Genomic DNA, 20,032 nt, shown 5'->3' on the forward strand with positions numbered 1-20,032 from the left:
ATTTATAATCATAATGATTTTAGTTTTAGGAAATATTCATTATGAGATACTTAATACTGCATGGGCATTTCTATCAGCCCCCAAGAGAAAATCCTTTTTTAGGAGAAATTCCAAAGGAAGCAAGTGCAGCACCATCTCATGATTGGAATGAAAGAATAACAAATGAATGCTACAGTCCTAATGCCTATTCAAGAATATTAGACGGCTATGGAAGAATTATAGACATGTCCAATAATTATGAATATATAAGTTTCAATTTCGGACCTACCCTATTAGATTATATAGCTAAAACTAGAAAAGATTTATTAAACCGTATATTAGAAGCGGATAAAAAAAGCATACAAAGGCTTGGATACGGTAATGCAATTGCTCAGGTTTATAATCATATAATACTTCCTTTGGCTAAAAAAGAGGATATGAGAGTTCAAATTAAATGGGGACTTTACAACTTTGAAAAATACTTTGGAAGAAAATCCAGCGGAATGTGGCTTTCGGAAACCGCTATTAATTTAGATGTTGTTGATGCTTTATGCGACTGCGGAGTAAAATTCACAATACTCTCTCCATATCAGGCACATTATGTAAAAAATATACAAACATTAGATGTATCAGGAGGAAAAATAGATACTTCCAAACCTTATTGGCTTTACGGACATAATGGAAAAAGAATAATTGTATTTTTCTATGATCCTTACATATCAAATGATATAGCATTTCAGCATTTGCTCACCTCATCCGATAAACTTGCAGAAAGAATCAGAAATGCTTATGGAGAAAGAAGACTTGTTAATATAGCAACAGACGGTGAAAGCTATGGACACCATGAACCTTTTGCTGATATGTGCTTAGCAAGGTATTTTAAAGAAAATGCTGTTTATGACGGAATTACACCGATAAATTATGAATATTATTTGAATATGTTTCCTCCTATAGAAGAGGTTATACTTCATGAGGGAACTGGAGGAAGAGGTACATCTTGGAGCTGCTCTCATGGGGTTGAAAGGTGGAGAAGCAACTGCGGATGCGGAGGATATGACGGATGCGATTTATCTTGGAGAGGTCCTTTACGCGATGCTTTTGATATATTAAGAAAAATGCAGGATAAGTTATTTAAAACTTTCTTGGATTTTACAGATGATACTAGGAATTCTTTGAGAGAAGAATATGTGCGTGCTATATATAGTGATTTTGATGCAAAAGATTTATATGAAATATGCAGAAAGTATATATCATTTAAAGAGTTTATATTTTTAATGGAATCTTATAAATACTCATTATTCTCATATACTTCATGCGGATGGTTTTTTGAAGATGTATCAAGGCTTGAACCTATAAAAAATATGCAGTATGCTGAACAGTCATTTCATTATGCCAGACTGCTTGTTAAAGATAAAAATGTTACATTTGTTGATGATGCTCATAAGGAATTTTTAGAAACGCTTGAAAAATCAGTAAGCAATAAACCAGAACATCATACGGCAAGATATTTCTATGAAAAAGAAGCTAAAGTTGATGTATTTACAAAATTATATGTAATAAATCACTTTATATTTAATCTTATAGCAAGCGAATACAGAGATATAAATATTAATATTTTTAAACATGAAATTAAATCAACAAAAATAGAAAAAAATTATGTTGAAGGAATATTGATAGATAATATAGCAGCGGATATTTATTTTAGAGTAAATATGCTTAAAGAAAACCATGAGTTTAAAAATCAAATTCAAATATCAGAAGTTTATGATAACTTAGATAAAAGTACTATTTATACAATGTATTTAAAAGATTTAACTTCGGATATAAGGGATAAGTTAGCAGATAGTTTATTTGAAGAAGATATTAAAAAGCTCGATGAATTGATGCATCAAATATACCCAGAATACAGAAAATTATTTACATACTTCAATTTAAATAATATAACTCCAGACTATGACTATAGAAGGATAATGGGTGCTATGGCTTCTCCTATACTTAGAGAAAAAATAATAAATAATGGCAGAGATGCTTATGATGAAGTTTCTGAAAATCTAAGAGATGCTAGAAATGCGGGAATATTTATATCCAACAGCGGAATATCAAGTTTAATAGGAGATAATATAAAAACAGCATTAAATGAATTATACAATACCGTAAATGCTAAAATTATATTTGACTTGCTTAGAGATATAAAATTCTTATCTACAAATGACATGCCTATAGATAGAAACACTTTTGAAAATATATTCTATCAAATACTTATGAAGTATAAATCTGGGAATCTTCAATTTAATGAAGAAGAAAAAAAGCTATTTAAAGAGCTTGGATATTGGCTTAATTTTAATATGGATAATATTTAAAACTAATTTTATTTTTAATTGTGGCTACTAGAACTGTGAAGCACACAGTTGTACCGCCCAATTTTTTAGGTGCTGTATATACTCAAATAATAAGTTATAAAAATTTTATTTATAATATTGTCAAGTATTTTGAAACAAATTTATTATATTTTATTCATTAGTATTTCTCATTATTAAACTGCCGTTAATCAAGCTTAATACTACTGTAAATGAATTGTTAGTATAGCAATCAACATTTATTCTAATAACCCTTCCATCCTGAGATGAATTTTTAGCAAGCTCTACACTTCCATCCAGCTCTTTTCCAAAATTATAATTAGTAGTTATATAATAGCCTTCATTTTTCCATAAATAATTAGCATATTTAACACTATGTAATAAAACATTATCCACATTGTCAAATGTTAATATTTTTATATCACCTTCTTCAGATTTATCTATTCTAGGATGAATCTTTAATCCAGTAATTTTATAAACAGAAGATATGGAATCTTTTCCTATGTCATAAAACTCTTCATAAGGCTTATTTTTAGATATAATAATATATGTTATTGTAACAGAAATAATTATGGTAATTATAGTTATTATAATTTTTTTCATATTATGCCTTTATTTATTAGTTTCAAAATTTTCTATAACTTCATTTTTGCATATAATATTTGCTATTATTTTATTCTCTTTTTTAAGCCTTCTAATGCCCAGTATAACATATATAAAGAATACTATAAAAGAAAATATAGGGCCCAAATTATGCTCAATATTAGCAAACTTTGAAATATATTCTCCTATAAAATATCCAACTATAAGACATAACAAAGGTATAATGTATACAAAAAAATTGGTACCTTTTTTTAACTCCTCAACCTCTATAACAACGCTATCTCCCTTGCTTGCATTTATATTATTAAAAGCTCTAAGCACAACAGGCTTACCCTTAGAACATATAGTACATCCGTCGCAGCTTGTACTTCTTTGTAATTCAACCTTAGCAATATTATTATTATATGTTTCTAGAACCAAAGCAAATTCTCTTTTCATAATAACTTTCCCCCTTAGTTATTCAATTTTTTAAAATTTTTACAAAATAAAAAAACTTCCCTGCTCTCATCTCTTGAACTCTTGGGTTTAAATACATTAACAGATTCAAAATATTCGCTTAACTCTTTTTTGAACATCTGCAAATCCTTGCCGTCAAATACCTTAATGAAAAAATTTCCGCCATTTTTTAATACATCTTTTGATAAATTAAATATGGCTTTGCACAAAGAAATTGATCTGAAATGATTAGTTTCCTTATCTGAAGTTGTATTAGGCATGGCATCGCTTACAACAACATCAAATTCCGTATTGTCAAAACTAGAAGCATCCATATCTTTTATATCGCCTAATATAAATGTAAATCTCTGATGCGAAAAAGAATTTTCTAATATATCAACTCCTACCACGCATCCGCTTTTTAATATTTTATTAAGCATATACTGACTAAAAGAACCAGGAGAACATCCTACATCCAATACCCTATCAGATGATTTTATAAACTTAAATTTATTCTGTGCCTCTTCCAATTTGAATACACTTCTAGCCTTATAATTTTCATCTTTAGCTTTCTTAAAATAAAAATCCTGCACCTTTTTCATTAAACAGCCCACTATTTAAAATAAAAACAATAGATTTATTAAAAACCTATTGTTAAATTAATTATTAAAAAATAATCATATTTGTTTATAATACCCAATCAAGTTTCTCTTCTGACTTAGTTACCCCTACAGGCAAATTAGTAAGAACAGCCTTTTCAACCAAATTTTCTAATCTCTTTATTCCAACTATATCTATTCTTGACATAGCAGCATATCTAATAGCATCAGGACTAACCATAGCACATGTAATCAAAACACAGTTAGGAATATTAGAATTAGCAGCATACTCATATAAATGCACAAGCTCATCATTAAATATAGGGCTGTATGAAGTTCTGAAATATACTATCTTTTTAGGAGAATGAACGCCTTTGCCTTCTTTAGAAAATACTATCAAATATTTTTTATCAGTAATCTTAACAGAATAAGGTATAAGTCCCAAACATGAAACCACCTTTAAAGCATAATTAAGAAATTCATCTCCTTCCAATTTAAAGAATTTTTTGATATTCTCACTGTATTTTGATTCTTTATAAGTATTTAATTTTTCATTAGCGTCCTTATAATTAGAATCTATTACGATAATGCCTTCTAATATCTCCATAGATTTATTTATATTTCCTACCTTATCATAGCATTCAGATAAAGTATACAGTATAGATAAATTTAAATCTTTATCATAACTTTCATGGTTTACAGCATTTTCCAAAGTGCTTATAGCCATTTCCATATTATCTAATTTTATATAGCATAATCCAATCTCATATAAAGACTTAACAGCATACTCTTTATCTTTTGAAGAAACAGTGTAATGTTTAATAGCATTTTTATAATCATCTCTGCCTTTATAAGCTCTTCCCAAATTATAATTAAGTATAACATCTTCCTGATTCTTTCTTAAAATATTATTCATTATAGATATAGCATCATTATAATTGCCTATATTAACAAGACAAAAAGCCTTATACTTCAATGCTTCTGTATCATTAGACTGAATATCTAAAGCTTCATTAAAATATTTTATAGCCGTATCATATTGTCTGTTTTCATAATAAATAATACCAATTTCAGTAGATACTATTAATTTATATTCGTCTAATTTTAATAGTGGAAGATATTGAGCTAAAGCCTCCCCTTTTCTATCTATTTTATTTAATGCTCTAGCCAAAGCCAATACAGTATCGGGAGAATCGTCTCCGTCATCTATAGCATGTCTGTATTCTACTATAGCAAAAGAATACTCTTCCATACTGGCATAGCAATTACCTATCATAGTATGAAGCTTAGCTCTTTTTATTCCAGCTTTATCTTTAGCTAATATGTCTTTAAGTTTAAGCAAGGCTAAATCATTTTTACCTTCAGATAAAAATTTATTAACCTTCTCCATATCTGAACCTTTTTTATTCAAAGCTCCAAATAGAAACTTCTTAACAATAAGTAAAAGTGTAACGAATACACATAAAAATACTATAATATAAATATAATTCATATCCTATTCTTTAACTTTTAATTTAATATACTATATATAAATTCGGAATTATTTTCAATAAGTTAAAATAATTTTTTCTATATATATTTAAATATAGTTTATCTTCTTACTAGTAATCTAACAAAAATTTTAAAAATTTCAGCAGCTAATATAATAATTAATGAAATTCCAATAACTTTAATCCAAGTATTAAAACTTAAAGGAACAGTATTGAAAAATCCTCCAGCATACTGAGTTACTAATATTTGTAATACAAAAGTAATACCCATACTCAAAAGCATTAATTTGTTATTTAAGAAATACTTAAATACACTGTCGAATCCAAGCTCTCTGCTATTAAAAGAATTGAATATTTGGAACATTACAAACATAGCAAATAATACAGTAGACTGCTCAGCCTCAGAAACATTAAGTATATTTAATTTGCTTTGAAGCATGAATAATATAATCATAACCACAGCAGAAAATACTATTTTGAATATCATTTTTTTAGTTACAATGCTTGCATTTCTTTTTGTAGGCATTCTTTTCATCAAGTTATCTCTTATAGGTTCAAGCCCTAAAGCAATAGCAGGAGGTCCGTCCATAATAATATTTATCCATAATAACTGTATTGCTGAAAACGGAGATTTTAATCCTGTTAATGTAGATATAAGAACTACTACTACAGAAGCCAAATTAACTGTAAGCTGAAACTGTATAAATCTTTGGAAATTATCATAAATACCGCGTCCCCATTGAACAGCTTTTACTATAGTAGCAAAAGAGTCATCAAGAAGTACTATATCGCTAGCCTCTTTTGATACTTCAGTACCTGTTATACCCATAGCAACACCTACATCAGCATTCTTAATAGCAGGAGCATCATTGATTCCGTCGCCTGTAACAGCAACAACATTTCCCATCTCTTTTATGGCATTTACAACACGCATTTTTACTGTAGGAGTACTTCTAGCTATAACTGATATCTTGCTTAAATTTTGTTTTAATGTATTATCGTCCATAGCATCAATATCTTTTGCCTCAAGAACTATGCTGCTTTCATTAAGTATTTTTAACTCTCTTGCTATAGCAGTTGCTGTAACTATATTATCTCCTGTGAGCATTTTTATGTTTATTCCAGCACTTCTGCACTGCTCAACAGCATCATAAACCTCTTTTCTAACAGGGTCAGATATTGCTACAAATCCGTCATATATCATATTGCTTTCAAGTTTTTCCCTTATATTATCAACATTATCATCAACTATCTTGTGAGCAAATGCTATTACACGCTTAGCCTCATTTTGGAATTTTTCTATAGCCTCTTCAATTCCTTTTTTCTCATCATCACTTATACTGCACATAGCCATTATTTTTTCAGGGCTTCCCTTAGTGAATACAATAGTTTCATTATCTATTTTAGCAACCGTTGTCATATTTTTAGTATCTGATGAAAAAGGATATTCATATATGATTTTTGATTTCTCTCTTATCTCTTTATAATTATAATCAGATTTACTTGCAGCAACTAATAAAGCACATTCTGTTGGGTTTCCCAAAAACTTAGCAATTCCGTCTTTATAATCAACATCTGCTGTAGAGTTAATAGCAAAGTTTTTAATAATTTTTTCATTTTTTATATTTTCTGGCTCTATATATTCACCATTTGCAAATAATTTATTTAAAGTCATTTTATTTTCTGTTAAAGTTCCAGTCTTATCAGAACAAATAACATTAACACTTCCTATAGTTTCGCATGCAACCATTTTCTTTACTAATGCATTCTGACTGGCCATTTTTATAATATTTATAGAAAGTGAAACAGCAACTATTGTAGGAAGTCCCTCTGGAACAGATGCTACAATCAAAACTATACTAGTAATAAAAGCCTCTGATATAGTAGTAAAATTTGCATTTCCAGTTCTTATATAATTAACGACCTGAATAATAAATACTATAGCAGCAGCTGTTATACCAAACATAGCTATTCTTTTACCAAGCTGAGCAAGTTTCTCTTGTAAAGGAGTAGAAGTCTTCTGAGTTTTTGAAAGCTCTCTTGCTATTTTACCAAATTCAGTTGCATCGCCTACAGATGTAACTATCATCTTTCCATTACCAGTAGTAACAAATGAACCAGAATAAGCCATATTTATTCTTTCAGCTACTGGAGTTTTATCATCTGTAAGTACAGCTTCCGCATCTTTTTCTACTGGTTCGCTTTCTCCTGTTAAAGCGGATTCATCAATATTAAGGGATACGCTCTCTAATAATCTTCCGTCAGCAGGAAGTTTGTTTCCTGTTTCTATAAAAGCAATATCGCCTACAAGCAAATCTTTCTGATTGATTATTTCTATATTACCATCTCTTATAACTTTTACTCTGATATCTTCATTGATGCTATTTAATGCTTCAAATGCTTTAGCACTTTTACCTTCCATAACTATTGTAATTGTAATTGATAAACTTATTGCTAGGAATATACCCAAACACTCTAAAAAGTCAGCATGCCCTCCATTAAAGTATGCCACAGTATTTACGCCTATAGCTATAATACCAGCAAATATAAGCATTAACATCATAGGTTCTTTTAATGATTCTAATATCTTTTGAATTAAGGTAGCTCCTTTTTCCTTCGTAAAGCTATTGGAACCATATTTTTCTAAACTTAGTTTTCTGCCTTCTTCAGTTAAACCTATATTAGGATCAATATTTAGTTCTTTTATAATGTCATTCTTAGTTCCTAAAAAGCTATTCATTAATAACCTCCATTTAATTATTTTTATAAAAAATGCATAAAAAAAGACTCATGCATAAATAAACTATCAAAGCATTGAAATACTTTAAAAGCTTATTTATACCTGAGTCTCATTAATTAAGGCTTGCCAAACTCTATTAATTTAAGAGCTGCGATGTTGACTTTGCCGCGTAATAATACGCCAACTACTCCCTCATGAGTATTTGATTATGAATTTAAATGTATAATAACATATAATAAAAATAATGTCAAGAAAAAATATTTTTATTTAATAAAAATATTATAATAAAGTACTAAAATTCATAATAAGTATAATATAGTTCCAAAAAAATATACATTATGTATTGATTTTTTACATAGCTGCTGTATCATTTTACTATATGATAATAGTATTTAACAATTCTGATTACTGTTAGGAGCAAAAAAATGATTAAAAAAATTATAATGATATGTATTCCGTTAATTATACTAAACTGTACTGCTTTAATAACAGACCCTGATGAACTTAATGATATAGGGGATGGAAGTCTTATACATCCTGACGTGGCAATAACAGATCAATCAGTTATAAATGTATTTTTAGAACAGCATAATGGAATTTATTATGCAACTTATGAAGATGGAAGCCTTGATATGAGATATAGAATAGAAGGGAGTGATATATATAGCGGATATGGAACACAAATTAATGCTGTCAGAACATTATTCGGAAGCAAACTTCAAATATATATAGAAGGACAATCCAGCAGCACAGGTGCAGGATATGAAATGAATGATGAAATGTTTACTTTTAACTTTGGTTATGATGGAAATATATATCTTTTTGCAAATGCTATATTTCATAAAGATGCTTACTCTTCACAAAATGGATATGGTGATAAATTAGGAAGCCCAATAAGTGCTTTGGCTGCTGAAACTGGAAATTATTACTATTATGATTATGATAATACCAAAAAATACTATATTCTTATAGATTCAATAGGTCAGGTATATATTGATGAAAATTTTAATATAACATATTCTAAGGACTATTATAATGGAAATGTACTCACAATAACATACACACAGCCCGGAGGAACTACAAGCAAACAAGATCTGCATTTCTATAATGATAAATTAATATTTGGAAATACTTGGATAAATGATCAATTACAATACGAAAAACTAACTAGATATGATATATTCACTCCGTATAATGGAACATATACAGGCGGAGGCATAACATTAACTGTGGGATCATCCCAAGTTACTTTAACTGGTGTAAGTTACGGCACCCCTGTTATGTCTGGAAATAAGTTAATTATATATCAATATTCTTCAAGATACCCTACAAAAGAATATAAATTTGTATTTTCATACGATAAACAAACTGTTACATATACACAGCCTGACGGAACTCAATTAACATTAAATAAAAATTAAATATAAAATATTGCCTTTTATAATATTTTTATTAAAATAAATTGAAAAAAAATCGATTATATGTTATAAATAATACTATATAGGGTAAAATTCTTTTTGGAGAAATTAATGAGAAGATCTAAAAAAAATCCGTTTCAAAAAGAAATTGAGAGAAAGTATGGCAATTCTGGTTTTGATCTTCAGGCTTTTTTGTCTGGAAGTAAAAAAATGAAAGTTACAAAGGAAGAAATAGAAGACAGATACGATATTTCTCTTGATGAATTTTCATACTTTGCTAGAATAGCTGGATATAAAGTCCTTGCCGACAGCAAATCACTTATCATTTTCAAATAAAAGAATAAAAAATGCAAAAAGATTTAAATGTACTTCTTTTAAATGATTTATGTTCTTACGGTAAAGCATCCCTTACCGTGAATATCCCTATATTATCCTATTTTGGTATAAAAGTATCACCTCTTATAAGCGTATTGCTTTCAAATCATACAGCTTTTGAATCATTCTGTGCATTTAATTTAACAGAACAATTAGAAAAGATTGTAGAAGAATTAAAATTAAGAAATCCAAAATTTGATGCATTTTATGTAGGATGGATTGCTTCTGGAAAACAGCCTGATATTGTAATAGATATAATAGAGCATTTTAATATCAGCACTATTTTAATAGATCCAATACTTGGGGATAATGGAAAACTTTATCCTTCAATGTCAAGCGAACATGTAAATTCTATGAAAAACATTATAAAGCATGCTGATATAGTAACTCCTAATATTACTGAATTATCTGTTTTGCTTGATAAGGACCCTTCTAAAAGATATAATGAAGAGGAAGTTAAAGAAATGGCTGTCAATCTTTCTAAAATGGGTCCTAGAACTGTAATAGTTACCAGTGTTTCAAAAGACGATAATATTGGATGTTTATGCTTTGAAAATAATAATATAATTACAAGCTATTATCCTAAAATAAATATAAGCATACCTGGTACTGGAGATGCTTTCGGCTCTTCACTTCTTGGATACATTTTAAAAGGAAATAGTATAGAAACTTCTGTAAAAAAGGCTACAAAATTTATATATGATTCTGTAGAAGCATCCGTAAGAGAAAATGATGACAGATTATATGGTATTTCCATAGAGAAAAGACTTAACTTACTTTAAAAAATCAATATACTTATTTCAAAATTTTTATAATATTTTAAATGCAGCTTCTTCTGATATTTCACACAATTATAAATAAAATTAGCTTTGAAACAAGTATAATATTTTATTCTAAAAGTCTATTTTGTATATATTCTATTTCTTTTAGAAGCATATTTCTAGTTTCTAAATCTTTTCCCCATACAGCTTTTAATAAAGAACTTTTATAATATTCCAAAGCCTTTTTAAGTAAATTATTGCTGTTTGAATCTATATAACTTTCTGATCTTCTTTTATAAATATCACCTAATAATTTATATCCGCTGCAGTCTTCAGGAGTAAGTTTTAAATAATTTAAAGCAAATGTTTCAGCAGTCTTATCATCTTTAAAATTATCAAAATAAATAATAGCAGCTTTATAATATGCAGCAGCATAGTCTTTTTTTATATTTATTACATATTCATAAGTATTCAATGCATCTCTAGTTTTCCCCATAAGATCATTTATATATGCTCTTTGATAAACATAATCAATATTTTTATCAATAGCTATAGCATTATTTATAACATTCATAGCTTCATCATAATTTCCTATCTTAGTATACAATTTTGATGCCGCATAAAGAGCATTAGCAGATTTAAGATTTTCATTAACTAAATTAGAAGCCTCTTCAGAAGATATAGTATAATTATCTAAATTGATTTCTGTTTCTGCTTTATAAAGAGGATTAACATTTAAATATTTTGACGCCCTATCATAACACATCATTGAATAAGAGTATAAATGAGATTTACTGTATATTCTTCCCAATAATAAATCCTTTCCTCCATTAACATTTATATAATCACAAATATTATTAATTATGTTAAAACCTTCTAAATTATATTCTGCAATGTAGCTCTCCGCAAGTTTAATTCTATTATCAATATAAGCAGGAGATATTTTCAAAATTTCTTTCATAGTTGCTGATGATTCATAATAAACATTTAAATCATTATAATTGCCTATTGATTTTAAATATGAATCTATTTCCATCTCATTTCTTATAGCAATGGCATCATAATTATTTCTATTTCTCCTAACAGCTAAAGAAACTGTTTTATCAGCATTATCATATTGTTCATGTTCATATAAATAAGCAGCATAAAGACCATAAGTTATAGATTCTATTCTTTTAATATATGCTACATCATAATTCTTATTTCTTAAATCGGATATATAGGATAAAGCCTCATCATATTCATTAAATCTTACAAACTCAAATATTCTGTCCGTAATTAATTCTGTATGTAATTTTAATTCCTCTTCCCAATACTCTGTAGCTTTGATATCTATAAAATCTCTTTCTTTTTGATATTGAGATGCTTCTTTTCCTGATGCTCTTATTTCTAATAATTTTCTTAAAAGTAAAACATTATTGATACTTATTACATTAGCATTAAAAGCCTCTTTCAATATATCTATAGCCTTATCAACAGAACCTAATTGATAATAAGCATCAGCAATATACCCTATTCTTAGCTGCTCTTCAGCACCAGTAAATGTATGCATAGAAAGAAGCTGCATAATATCAACATAATAATTTTTCAGCTTTAATTCATAAACTCTATCTAATACTTTATTATATTCTATAGTCTTCATCAAATCTTTTGCAATTCTCTCATATAGAGTAACTTCTTTTAATAATTTTTCAGCCTTATCATACTCTTTTTTAAATATTAAATTTTTACAATAACTAATTTTATTTTCATCAGAAATATCATATATATCAACTATTTGAGATATTATTTTATCAGGATAATAACTATATCCCGCATCATAAAGCATAATAGCAAAAGTTTCATATAGTCTAGGTTTATGATATGAATACTCTAAACCCTCTTCCAAAATCTTTATAGCTTCTGTTTCATTGCTTTCATATAAATATATTTGTGCTAAAATTGCATAAGCCTCATCAAAATCTTTCTCCATAGAAATTAATTTTGTAAATGTAGATTTAGCTGTTTTATAATCTCCAATATCAAAATATGTTTTGCCTAAAGCAACTGATATTTCAGGATACTGAAGCGAATAAGATGATATATTGCTTAAAATATTTAAAGCATTGGTGTAATTTTTTTCTTCTATACTTAAATTCCAATTATATAGCTCTTTTTTTATATAGGCATTCGATATCTTACTTTGTACTCTAGCAATATCTTCCTGATTTGAATATTGTACGCTATTATAATTTGCTATGGCATTATTATATTGATTATTAATTAAATCTATATCTCCTAAGCCTTCTAAACCGTATCCAGAATTTTTACATAAATCAAAATAATAATTTCCGCTTTTTATATCTCCATTATTTAAAGCAGCATTTCCAGCTAAAAAAAGCCATTTAGGATCATTAGTTGTTTTATATGCTTTAACATAAACTGTTAAAGTCTGTTCATATTCATTTATAGTTTCAAAAAAATTACCTAATAAACTGTAAACTCTCTCATAACTATCCGCATCTATATATAAATCTAATAATTTTGCGAAATCCAATGAAGCATAATATAAATCAGAATTCTTATAATATGCCAAACCTCTTGTATAATATATATCATAATAATTTGAATAACTATTCTCCAAATCATTACATAAAATCACAGCATCAAAAAATTTACCATCATCTATTAATTTTTTAGCCTTATTTAATTCCCTATCTAATATAAATTTGGATTCTTCATTCAAAGTTATTCCATTGTTTTTTTCTATAGCAACATTATCTAAAGTTATATCTAAATTTCTGTCTGACATTACTTTATGATATTGTAAAATATCTCTAGAATATGCCGAAATATATAGTATAAAGATTATAAGTAATATTCTTATTAATTTCATAGTAAATCCTCATTTATTAGTTTCAATATCGGAATTGAGTTTACTATATTTTACTTATAATGGCAAAAATTACAAATAAGAAGAGTATGTAAAAGTGAAAGAAATTATTATTTTAATATCAAATATCGGAAATATAAAAAATAAATCAAATCAATTTATTTTAAATATGATAGAGCATTTTTATAAATCAGGGATAAGAGTAACAGTATTTTCAAAATCATTTTCAAAAAACTTTCCAGCATATATAGCAAGAAAGCATTTATCAAAACTGCTATTAAAAAAATCAGCAAATAATATAGCGAATGCAGCAGAAAAGGCTGATGCTATTATAGCAGTTGATTTCCCAATGAATATAATAGCATCTATGATTAAAAATATACTTATAAATAAAAAAGCAAATAAAATACCAATAATTATTTGGTATGCTTTGAAATTTCAAAACCATTTATATTTTTATGATGATAATACAAAAAAAAATAAACTAACGGATAAGATTCTTAGAAAATTAGACTATGAACATACAGAAAATATAGATATGATAATATGCGGAAGCAATAAAGTAAAAGAAAAAATATTGTATTTGCATAAAGATATCAAAAATATAGATATTATATATCCGTATTTTTCACCGTATATATTTTTGAATAATAAAAATCATAAAGAAAAAGAAAAAAATATTATAGTTTTTTATAATAATGAAGAGAGTATATTTAAATGCACATCTGCTTATGCTCAATATTTAAAAGAAAGTGATGACATATACAGATTAAAAATCGTCGGATATAATAATGATGTTATAAATAATATAAAAAAATTGAATATAGAGCAATATGTAGATTTTATAGATGAGGATAATGATTCCAATATAGCAAATGAAATAGAATTATCAAAGGCTATAATAATACATGATACAAATGATTCATTTTATACTGAATTATTATCAGCTTGGTATTATAAAACATTACCTATAATAGATGCAAAAAGCTCTTCCGCTGAAATAGCAGCTGATGGAAAAAATGCATTGATATATAATTCAAAAAATCCAATTTCAATAATATCAAAGATAAAAAAAATGGCTGAAAACAAAAAAACTTATGAAGTATTTATGTCATCAGCCAGTCATAATCAAAACTATAATGAAATATTGGAATTAATAAGTAATTATTCACCCAATAATAATTAATTTATTACCAATTATTTTTATTAGGCTTTCTTAAAACAGGCTCATCATTATTAGGCATAACCTTTTTAAGTTCATTAAATAATCTTTTCTCCTCAGCAGATAATTTATCAGGCACATCAATATTAACAACAACAAATAAATCTCCCCTTCCTGACCTGTTAATATGAGAAGCTCCGCTTCCTTTTAATTTAAATACCTGTCCGCTGTTAGTACCTGCTGGTATTTTTATCTTAACTTTCTTTTTATCCAATGTCTGTATATAAATATCTGTACCCAATGCTGCCTGAACAACATTAATACCAACCTCAGTTATCAAATCTATACCATCTCTTAAAAAATACTGATGCGGAGAAACATGTATATATAAATATAAATCTCCAGCAACACCTCCTCCAATAGCCTCTCCTTCTCCGCTTATTCTAAGCTGAGTATTATCATCGATTCCTTTAGGTATATTAACAGATATAGTTTTATTTTTCTTAACTGTACCAGAACCTTTGCAGTTCTTACAAGGAGTAGTTACTATAGAACCGCTTCCATTACATCTGCTGCATGTTCTTCTAACACTAAAAAAGCCTTGAGCCATTCTAACTTCACCGCTTCCTCCGCAAGTAGGACAAGTCTGAGTTTTAGTTCCAGGTTCTGCACCAGTACCATGACAAACATCACAAATATCTTTTTTATCCAACTTGATTTCCATTTTTTTCCCGAATACAGCATCCTCTAATGAAAGTGTTACATCATGCCTTAAATCATTTCCCCTTCTCTGAGATCTAGATCCTCTGCCTGAGAAACCGCCTCCGAAAAATGAACTAAATATATCATCCAAATCTCCAAAACCACCACCACTTCCGCCAAACATTGAAGAAAAGTCAAAACCTCCTCTTCCATAAGCATCAGCAAAATCACTATGAACACCCTGAAACCCAAATTGATCATATTGAGCACGTTTTTTCTCATCAGACAATATTTCATAGGCTTCCGTAGCCTCTTTGAATTTCTCCTCTGCTTCTTTATTATTAGGATTTCTATCAGGATGGTACTGCATAGCCAATTTTCTATATGCTTTTTTTATTTCATCGCTAGTAGCAGTCTTTGCCACTCCTAGTACTTCGTAATAATCTCTTTTTTCTGCCATTTATTATATCCTCATATAAATTTACTCTATAATTATTTTTTATTTTTTACTTTTACTAAGTATTAAACCTAACCCCAGTCCAGCTATAGCCAAACCTCCAATTAGATATTTACTATTAACCAAATATTTTAAATTATATTCCATACGTTTTTTTTCATCTGATAATATTTCATAAGCCTCTGTTATATCTTTAAATTTTTTTTCTGATAATATATCTCCAGAGTTCCTATCAGGATGATACTTCATTGCCAATTCTCTATAAGATTTTTTTATGCTGTCAATATTAGAAAATATATTAACATTAAGTATTTTATAATAATCTTTATACATAAACATCCTTCTTAATTTATAATAACAATCAATCAAAAAACATTAAACTCTCAACAACAAATAATAATCCTGAAGCAATCCATATAGATTTAATGCCAAACATATTAGTAAAAAAACTCCCCAAAAAAGCTCCAAAAGTAAATGAAAAAAGAATAGTTAAATATATTATTCCATTTTTTAAACCTGTTTTATCCTTATTAAATAAAAATTTAAATAAATTATCTGAAGCTGATTTCAAATTACCAGTACACATATTCGTAACATAAGTAAGTCCCTCAACCTTATTAAAAGTTATCATCAAAGTTGCTGACATAAATGATATAACACTTACAACTATAATATTTGAAATACCTTTATGCAAAAATCCAACTATAAAAAGTATAATAGCAGACATCAATATAATAACATATTCTAATTCCATTAATTTCTTTTTGTTTAAAATCTTTTTTATATATAAAGCAGTCCAAATGCCAATAATAAAAACTGAAATAGGTATCAAATAATGCATTGTAAGTGCAAATTCTTTCTTTGCCAAATGCATAGCAAAAAATATCATATTTCCAGTCTGAGCATAAGCAAATATTCCATCTCTAGTAATATAAGTATAAGCATCAACAAAGCCCCCTACCAAAGTAAGCATGGAAGCCACATATATAGTTTCTGTTGTGTGTATAGATTCATTTTTTCTTTTTATAAAAGCTATAAAACTATTCTTCACTTTAAAACCTTAATTTTTTATTGTCAAATATTATAACACAAAATAATATTTTTAGAAATATAAATTTATATTTCTGTAATTTTTTAATATTTAATTGTACTAACATCACTATAAATTCTCAAAAAAACAGAAAATTAATACTAATTATTTTTTAATAGATCAGCTATTTCGGTTCTGCAATTTTCTAAAGCATAATTTAAAGCTGTTTTGCCAATAATATCCTCCTTATAAATATTGCATCCTTCATCAATTAAATATTTTACAACTAATAAATATCCGTTTGCAGAAGCATACATTAAAGCAGTTCTTCCATCTGCATTTTCTTTATTAATATCAGCTCCTTTATCTATTAAATATTTAACTGCATCTAGATTTCCATTTGCAGAAGCATATATTAAAGCTGTTCTATTATCTTTATCTTCTCTGTTAATGTCAGCACCTTTTTCTACCAATAATTTTATTATATCTAAACTTCCATTCTGCGAAGCTGAAATCAAAGCATAACTATTTATAACATCAGCTCCTCTATCTATTAAATATTTAACTATATCTAAATGACCTCCTAATGAAGCATAACTCAAAACATAACTGTCTTTTATATCAGCACCATTTTCTATTAAATATTTAACCGCTTCTAAATGTCCATTCAAAGAAGAATAAACCAAAGCATAATTATCTTTAATATAAGCTCCATTTTCTATTAAAAACTTTAATACCCCTAAATGTCCGTAATCCAAAGCAGTTCTTCCATCTCTGTCTTCTTTATTTATATAAGCTCCTTTTTCTATTAAATATTTAACAGTATCAATATGACCATTAAAAGAAGATAAAATTAAAGCAGTATATCCGTCTTTATCTTCATCATTGATATTATATCCTATATCTATCAATTTTTTTATCTTTTCTAAATCCCCAGTTTTAGATGCTTCAAATAATTCTATATTCATTTTTAATTTTTTACTTAGCACTATTTTCTTTTAACAATTTAACTATTTCTAAATAACCATTTTTTAAAGCATGCCTGTCATTTTTTACATCAGCTCCATTATCTATTAAATATTTCACTATATCAAAATGTCCGTTTTTAGCAGCATTACTCAAACTTGTTATTCCATATTTATCGCCTATTATATTGATTTCAGCTCCTTTATCAATTAAATACTTTACTATATCTAAATGTCCGCTTCCTGAAGCATAAAGCAAAGCAGTTCTGTAGGAATAATCTCTCATATTTACATCAGTTCCTAACTCTATTAAATATTTCACTATATCCAAATAACCATTCTCCGAAGCATACATCAAAGCATGCCTGTCATTTTTAAACTCTGCACCTTTATCTATGAGCAGTTTAACTATTTCTAAATAACCATTTTTAGCAGCCGAACTTAAAGCATGTCTGTCATTTGAAACATCATATCCTTTTTCTAATAAATACTTAACTATTTCTAAATATCCATTCTCTAAAGAATACATCAAAGCATATCTGTCATATTTTAATTCTGCACCCTTATCTATAAGCAGTTTTACTATATCAAAATTACCGTTTTTTGAGGCATAAGTCAAAGCTGTTTTATAATAGTAATCCCTTATATTGATATCAGCTCCATTATCTATTAAATATTTTACTATATCTAAATGTCCATTTTCTGAAGCATACATCAGAGGCGTTTTATAATAATCATCTTCTGTATTAATCTCATATCCTAATGATATTAAAGACTTTACTCTTTCAAAATCATTATTTTTAACTGCTTCTAATAATTCCATATTCTAAATAATAACTAATTATAAAATCACAATTTTAAAATTTCTTCAGTACTTAAACCAGTTATTTTGCTTATTAAATTTATATCAAGATTTTCATTTTTCATATTTTTAGCCAAAACATATTTTTCTTTTTTGATACCTTTTTCAATACCTTTCTCTATACCTTTTTCTATACCCTTTTTTTCAGCTTTTTTTAAATCCAATTTAATACTTTTTTCAAAAAAATAAGCATCTACCTCTCTTTTTTTATACTTATCCATTACAGGACTATTATTAACAAAAGTGCTACATTTTTTTTCCACTTCTTCAAATATTGTATTTTCCTTTATTAAAACAGACATATCTTCTCCTTTAAAAAATTTTATCCAAGAAACAAATTCCTTATTTAATTTATCAAAATTTTCAATTTGTGAAATATTTTCCAAATTAAACTTGGGCAGCTCTATAAAATGTATCTGACAATGATCAGTTAAAATTTTATTATTATTTAATTCCTTCAAAAAATAACATGTATGAATTTTATCTTCTTCAGATAAAATAAAATTAGTAATATTAATACTAACAACAGCTTTTAGTTCTTCATATTCAGAACCTCTGTTCAAACTGCTGCTGTAATTATATGCCCAATAATATAAAGCTCTTTTTATAAAATCTTCATTTCCTCTAGCCTGAATTTCTATTAAAACAACGATACCTGTTTCTGTTGTAGCTTTTATATCAAGACGACTGTCCACCTTCGGTGCAATGGATTCTTTTTCATCGTAATTTTCTGAAATATTAAACGGATTAAGTATTTCTATTTTTGTAAAAGTTTCAAAATCCAAATCTTTAAATACAGAATTAATAAAATTTAAAGCAATATTTTCATTTCCAGAATAGGAAAATAAATACCTTAAAAATAGATCATTGATTCTATTTAAATTATTAATAGTTACATGTTCATCTAATATTTTTTTTAATTTTTTCAAATCTTTCATAAGAATATTATACTAGTATTAAAGTAAATTGTCAAAGAACAAAAATTTTAAATATATTTTTATTTATCACCATTAGCTTTTAAAAATTCTGCTGCTTCTAAATGTCCATTATATGAAGCCAACATCAAAGCTGTTCTATTATAATCATCTTTAGCATTTACATCAGCTCCTTTATCTATCAAAAGTTTTACTACTTCCAAATCCCCATTAGATGAAGCCAACATCAAAGCTGTTTTACCATCATTATCTTTAGCATTTATGTCAGCACATTTATCCAGCAAATATTT

The 20,032-nt window shown here is 27.3% G+C and carries 18 protein-coding genes; 5 read left to right on the forward strand and 13 right to left on the reverse strand.

The features are described 5' to 3' along the window. Positions 1–41 precede the first annotated feature (41 nt). Positions 42–2,339: a DUF3536 domain-containing protein gene (locus Q0J69_RS11050; RefSeq protein WP_297207456.1), complete on the forward strand. Its 2,298-nt coding sequence runs from the start codon at positions 42–44 to the stop codon at positions 2,337–2,339. 150 nt (positions 2,340–2,489) lie between these two features. Here Q0J69_RS11050 and Q0J69_RS11055 read toward each other — a convergent pair whose 3' ends face one another. The 5 genes from Q0J69_RS11055 to Q0J69_RS11075 all read right to left on the reverse strand — a co-directional run bounded on the left by Q0J69_RS11055 (position 2,490) and on the right by Q0J69_RS11075 (position 8,203). Next, positions 2,490–2,939, reverse strand: coding sequence for a hypothetical protein (locus tag Q0J69_RS11055; RefSeq protein WP_297207459.1), 450 nt, complete (start codon positions 2,937–2,939; stop codon positions 2,490–2,492). A 9-nt stretch (positions 2,940–2,948) separates the two neighbouring features. Then, complete coding sequence (locus tag Q0J69_RS11060; RefSeq protein ID WP_297207462.1) at positions 2,949–3,377, reverse strand: SoxR reducing system RseC family protein; 429 nt, start codon at positions 3,375–3,377, stop codon at positions 2,949–2,951. A gap of 14 nt (positions 3,378–3,391) precedes the next feature. Beyond that, entirely contained in the window at positions 3,392–3,976 is a 585-nt protein-coding gene (locus Q0J69_RS11065; protein WP_297207464.1) for an RlmE family RNA methyltransferase, read from the reverse strand. Positions 3,977–4,061: 85 nt separating this feature from the next. Further along, positions 4,062–5,465 (reverse strand): tetratricopeptide repeat protein, encoded by a 1,404-nt coding sequence (locus Q0J69_RS11070; RefSeq protein WP_297207466.1) that lies wholly within the window; start codon positions 5,463–5,465, stop codon positions 4,062–4,064. 98 nt (positions 5,466–5,563) lie between these two features. Beyond that, positions 5,564–8,203 carry a calcium-translocating P-type ATPase, PMCA-type gene (locus Q0J69_RS11075; protein ID WP_297207469.1) on the reverse strand — a complete coding sequence of 880 codons (2,640 nt, stop codon included), beginning with the start codon at positions 8,201–8,203 and terminating at the stop codon, positions 5,564–5,566. A gap of 425 nt (positions 8,204–8,628) precedes the next feature. Between Q0J69_RS11075 and Q0J69_RS11080 the strand changes: the two genes are divergently transcribed. The 3 genes from Q0J69_RS11080 to Q0J69_RS11090 all read left to right on the forward strand — a co-directional run bounded on the left by Q0J69_RS11080 (position 8,629) and on the right by Q0J69_RS11090 (position 10,778). Beyond that, positions 8,629–9,624, forward strand: a complete 996-nt coding sequence (locus Q0J69_RS11080) for a hypothetical protein (protein ID WP_297207471.1) — start codon at positions 8,629–8,631, stop codon at positions 9,622–9,624. 108 nt (positions 9,625–9,732) lie between these two features. Further along, positions 9,733–9,957, forward strand: a complete 225-nt coding sequence (locus tag Q0J69_RS11085; protein WP_297207473.1) for a hypothetical protein — start codon at positions 9,733–9,735, stop codon at positions 9,955–9,957. A gap of 11 nt (positions 9,958–9,968) precedes the next feature. Next, a complete protein-coding gene (locus Q0J69_RS11090) occupies positions 9,969–10,778 on the forward strand; it encodes a pyridoxamine kinase (RefSeq protein WP_297207476.1) in 810 nt (269 codons plus the stop codon). 106 nt (positions 10,779–10,884) lie between these two features. Here Q0J69_RS11090 and Q0J69_RS11095 read toward each other — a convergent pair whose 3' ends face one another. Further along, on the reverse strand, positions 10,885–13,632 hold the full coding sequence (locus tag Q0J69_RS11095; protein WP_297207478.1) for a tetratricopeptide repeat protein: 2,748 nt from the start codon (positions 13,630–13,632) through the stop codon (positions 10,885–10,887). A gap of 94 nt (positions 13,633–13,726) precedes the next feature. On the opposite strand from Q0J69_RS11095, the gene Q0J69_RS11100 reads away from it, so the two are divergent. Beyond that, positions 13,727–14,815 (forward strand): glycosyltransferase, encoded by a 1,089-nt coding sequence (locus Q0J69_RS11100; RefSeq protein WP_297207480.1) that lies wholly within the window; start codon positions 13,727–13,729, stop codon positions 14,813–14,815. A 4-nt stretch (positions 14,816–14,819) separates the two neighbouring features. Here the strand turns inward: Q0J69_RS11100 and dnaJ are convergent, their stop codons facing one another. The 7 genes from dnaJ to Q0J69_RS11135 form a co-directional block, all read right to left on the reverse strand. Next, positions 14,820–15,953 (reverse strand): molecular chaperone DnaJ, encoded by a 1,134-nt coding sequence (gene dnaJ / locus Q0J69_RS11105; RefSeq protein ID WP_297207482.1) that lies wholly within the window; start codon positions 15,951–15,953, stop codon positions 14,820–14,822. A 39-nt stretch (positions 15,954–15,992) separates the two neighbouring features. Next, positions 15,993–16,283 carry a DnaJ domain-containing protein gene (locus Q0J69_RS11110; RefSeq protein ID WP_297207485.1) on the reverse strand — a complete coding sequence of 97 codons (291 nt, stop codon included), beginning with the start codon at positions 16,281–16,283 and terminating at the stop codon, positions 15,993–15,995. A 28-nt stretch (positions 16,284–16,311) separates the two neighbouring features. Next, positions 16,312–17,001, reverse strand: a complete 690-nt coding sequence (locus tag Q0J69_RS11115) for a YoaK family protein (RefSeq protein WP_297207487.1) — start codon at positions 16,999–17,001, stop codon at positions 16,312–16,314. Positions 17,002–17,141: 140 nt separating this feature from the next. Continuing rightward, a complete protein-coding gene (locus Q0J69_RS11120) occupies positions 17,142–17,948 on the reverse strand; it encodes an ankyrin repeat domain-containing protein (protein ID WP_297207489.1) in 807 nt (268 codons plus the stop codon). Positions 17,949–17,958: 10 nt separating this feature from the next. Further along, positions 17,959–18,768, reverse strand: coding sequence for an ankyrin repeat domain-containing protein (locus tag Q0J69_RS11125; protein WP_297207491.1), 810 nt, complete (start codon positions 18,766–18,768; stop codon positions 17,959–17,961). A gap of 26 nt (positions 18,769–18,794) precedes the next feature. After that, positions 18,795–19,745: an Rpn family recombination-promoting nuclease/putative transposase gene (locus tag Q0J69_RS11130; protein WP_297207493.1), complete on the reverse strand. Its 951-nt coding sequence runs from the start codon at positions 19,743–19,745 to the stop codon at positions 18,795–18,797. A gap of 59 nt (positions 19,746–19,804) precedes the next feature. Next, the coding region (locus Q0J69_RS11135; RefSeq protein ID WP_297207495.1) for an ankyrin repeat domain-containing protein at positions 19,805–20,032 on the reverse strand (228 nt) is incomplete at its 5' end.

The sequence above is a fragment of the uncultured Brachyspira sp. genome (assembly GCF_944388875.1).
In the GTDB taxonomy this organism is placed as follows: Bacteria; Spirochaetota; Brachyspiria; order Brachyspirales; family Brachyspiraceae; genus Brachyspira.

Bases quoted from the DNA above. Each gene is read 5' to 3' on its own strand.
- Q0J69_RS11085 (WP_297207473.1), top strand. From the start codon at position 9,733: ATGAGAAGATCTAAAAAAAATCCGTTTCAAAAAGAAATTGAGAGAAAG.
- Q0J69_RS11080 (WP_297207471.1), top strand. From the start codon at position 8,629: ATGATTAAAAAAATTATAATGATATGTATTCCGTTAATTATACTAAAC.
- Q0J69_RS11090 (WP_297207476.1), top strand. From the start codon at position 9,969: ATGCAAAAAGATTTAAATGTACTTCTTTTAAATGATTTATGTTCTTAC.
- Q0J69_RS11070 (WP_297207466.1), bottom strand. From the start codon at position 5,465: ATGAATTATATTTATATTATAGTATTTTTATGTGTATTCGTTACACTT.
- Q0J69_RS11110 (WP_297207485.1), bottom strand. From the start codon at position 16,283: ATGTATAAAGATTATTATAAAATACTTAATGTTAATATATTTTCTAAT.
- Q0J69_RS11065 (WP_297207464.1), bottom strand. From the start codon at position 3,976: ATGAAAAAGGTGCAGGATTTTTATTTTAAGAAAGCTAAAGATGAAAAT.
- Q0J69_RS11050 (WP_297207456.1), top strand. From the start codon at position 42: ATGAGATACTTAATACTGCATGGGCATTTCTATCAGCCCCCAAGAGAA.
- Q0J69_RS11095 (WP_297207478.1), bottom strand. From the start codon at position 13,632: ATGAAATTAATAAGAATATTACTTATAATCTTTATACTATATATTTCG.
- Q0J69_RS11060 (WP_297207462.1), bottom strand. From the start codon at position 3,377: ATGAAAAGAGAATTTGCTTTGGTTCTAGAAACATATAATAATAATATT.
- Q0J69_RS11055 (WP_297207459.1), bottom strand. From the start codon at position 2,939: ATGAAAAAAATTATAATAACTATAATTACCATAATTATTTCTGTTACA.
- Q0J69_RS11125 (WP_297207491.1), bottom strand. From the start codon at position 18,768: ATGGAATTATTAGAAGCAGTTAAAAATAATGATTTTGAAAGAGTAAAG.
- dnaJ (WP_297207482.1), bottom strand. From the start codon at position 15,953: ATGGCAGAAAAAAGAGATTATTACGAAGTACTAGGAGTGGCAAAGACT.
- Q0J69_RS11075 (WP_297207469.1), bottom strand. From the start codon at position 8,203: ATGAATAGCTTTTTAGGAACTAAGAATGACATTATAAAAGAACTAAAT.
- Q0J69_RS11120 (WP_297207489.1), bottom strand. From the start codon at position 17,948: ATGAATATAGAATTATTTGAAGCATCTAAAACTGGGGATTTAGAAAAG.
- Q0J69_RS11130 (WP_297207493.1), bottom strand. From the start codon at position 19,745: ATGAAAGATTTGAAAAAATTAAAAAAAATATTAGATGAACATGTAACT.